Origin of the sequence: Amycolatopsis coloradensis, from assembly GCF_001953865.1 — a bacterium.
Classification (GTDB): Bacteria; Actinomycetota; Actinomycetes; order Mycobacteriales; family Pseudonocardiaceae; genus Amycolatopsis; species Amycolatopsis coloradensis.
Genome location: NZ_MQUQ01000038.1, coordinates 2,501 through 5,042 on the forward strand (window position 1 = coordinate 2,501; position 2,542 = coordinate 5,042).

At 56.1% G+C, this 2,542-nt stretch carries 2 rRNA genes (1 of these 2 only partly in view); both read left to right on the forward strand.

The annotated features are described in order from the left end of the window. A 23S ribosomal RNA gene (locus tag BS329_RS40155) occupies nt 1-2,337 on the forward strand (it extends 801 nt beyond the left edge of the window). Nucleotides 2,338-2,421: 84 nt separating this feature from the next. Next, nucleotides 2,422-2,538: ribosomal RNA gene (gene rrf / locus BS329_RS40160) — 5S ribosomal RNA — on the forward strand. The last annotated feature ends 4 nt before the right edge of the window (nt 2,539-2,542 follow it).

Consider the following 2,542-nt stretch of genomic DNA (forward strand, 5'->3'; position numbering starts at 1 on the left):
CTGAAGCGTCGGTAAGACGACGTGGAGGGCCGAACCCACTTAGGTTGAAAACTGAGGGGATGAGCTGTGGGTAGGGGTGAAAGGCCAATCAAACTCCGTGATAGCTGGTTCTCCCCGAAATGCATTTAGGTGCAGCGTCACATGTTTCACCGCGGGGGTAGAGCTACTGGATGGTCTAGGGGCCTTACCGGGTTACCGAAATCAACCAAACTCCGAATACCGTGGTGTGAGAGTGTGGCAGTGAGACGGCGGGGGATAAGCTTCGTCGTCGAGAGGGAAACAGCCCAGAACACCAGCTAAGGCCCCCAAGTGTGTGCTCAGTGGGAAAGGATGTGGGATTGCCCAGACAACCAGGAGGTTGGCTTAGAAGCAGCCACCCTTGAAAGAGTGCGTAATAGCTCACTGGTCAAGTGGTCCTGCGCCGACAATGTAGCGGGGCTTAAGCACACCGCCGAAGCTGTGTCATTCACACATATACATCCATCGCCTCCTTGAGAGTGTGATGCAGTGGTGTGGATGGGTAGGGGAGCGTCCTGCATCCAGGGAAGCGGCGGCGGAAGCCAGTCGTGGAGGGTGTGGGAGTGAGAATGCAGGCATGAGTAGCGAATGCAGAGTGAGAAACTCTGCCGCCGGATGACCAAGGGTTCCTGGGCCAGGCTAATCCGCCCAGGGTAAGTCGGGACCTAAGGCGAGGCCGACAGGCGTAGTCGATGGATAACGGGTTGATATTCCCGTACCCGAGCACGTGCGCCCAGGATGAGGCGGTTGACACTAACCACCCAAAGCGCCGATCAAAGCCCTTCGGGGTGGAGGTTGGTTGTGGAGCGTGGGATCTGATTCCGTAGTAGTCGAGTGATGGGGTGACGCAGGAAGGTAGCTCCGCCAGTGAGTGGTAGTACTGGTGTAAGCGTGTAGCCCGAGTGGTAGGTAAATCCGCCGCTCATGAAGGGTGAGACGTGATGCGTAGCCGAATGAGGTGAAGTAGAGTGATCCTATGCTGCCGAGAAAAGCCTCTAGCGAGTGCGTGCACGGCCCGTACCCCAAACCAACACAGGTGGTCAGGTAGAGAATACTAAGGCGATCGGGTGAACTGTGGTTAAGGAACTCGGCAAAATGCCCCCGTAACTTCGGGAGAAGGGGGGCCAAACACTCTGAAGCCCTTCGCGGGCTAGGGGTGGGTGGCCGCAGAGACCAGCGGAAAGCGACTGTTTACTAAAAACACAGGTCCATGCGAAGTCGCAAGACGATGTATATGGACTGACGCCTGCCCGGTGCTGGAACGTTAAGAGGACCGGTTAACCCTTCGGGGTGAAGCTGAGAATTTAAGCGCCAGTAAACGGCGGTGGTAACTATAACCATCCTAAGGTAGCGAAATTCCTTGTCGGGTAAGTTCCGACCTGCACGAATGGCGTAACGACTTTCCGGCTGTCTCAACCACAGGCCCGGCGAAATTGCACTACGAGTAAAGATGCTCGTTACGCGCGGCAGGACGGAAAGACCCCGGGACCTTTACTATAGTTTGGTATTGGTTTTCGGTTCGGCTTGTGTAGGATAGGTGGGAGACTGTGAAGCTGGCACGCTAGTGTTGGTGGAGTCGTTGTTGAAATACCACTCTGGTCGGATTGGGAATCTGAACCTCGGACCATGATCTGGTTCAGGGACAGTGCCTGATGGGTAGTTTAACTGGGGCGGTTGCCTCCTAAAGAGTAACGGAGGCGCCCAAAGGTTCCCTCAGCCTGGTTGGCAATCAGGTGTTGAGTGCAAGTGCACAAGGGAGCTTGACTGTGAGACAGACATGTCGAGCAGGGACGAAAGTCGGGACTAGTGATCCGGCACCACCTGGTGGAAGGGGTGTCGCTCAACGGATAAAAGGTACCCCGGGGATAACAGGCTGATCTTGCCCAAGAGTCCATATCGACGGCATGGTTTGGCACCTCGATGTCGGCTCGTCGCATCCTGGGGCCGGAGTAGGTCCCAAGGGTTGGGCTGTTCGCCCATTAAAGCGGCACGCGAGCTGGGTTTAGAACGTCGTGAGACAGTTCGGTCCCTATCCGCCGCGCGCGTAGGATACTTGAGGAAGGCTGTCCCTAGTACGAGAGGACCGGGACGGACGAACCTCTGGTATGCCAGTTGTCACGCCAGTGGCATGGCTGGTTGGCCACGTTCGGAAGGGATAACCGCTGAAGGCATCTAAGCGGGAAGCCTGTTCCAAGATGAGGTATCCCACCCCTTGTGGGTTAAGGCCCCCAACAGACCATTGGGTTGATAGGCCAGAAATGGAAGCACAGTAATGTGTTGTCGAGTTGACTGGTACTAATAGGCCGAGGACTTGCCCACAAAGATGTTACGCATCCACTCTACAGCTCTGAAACACCACACAACCACCAGCACGATCAGGTGGTAGTGGTTGTTTCACAGTGTTTCGGTGGTTATAGCGTCAGGGAAACGCCCGGTCCCATTCCGAACCCGGAAGCTAAGCCTGACAGCGCCGATGGTACTGCAACCGAAGGGTTGTGGGAGAGTAGGACACCGCCGGACTAAC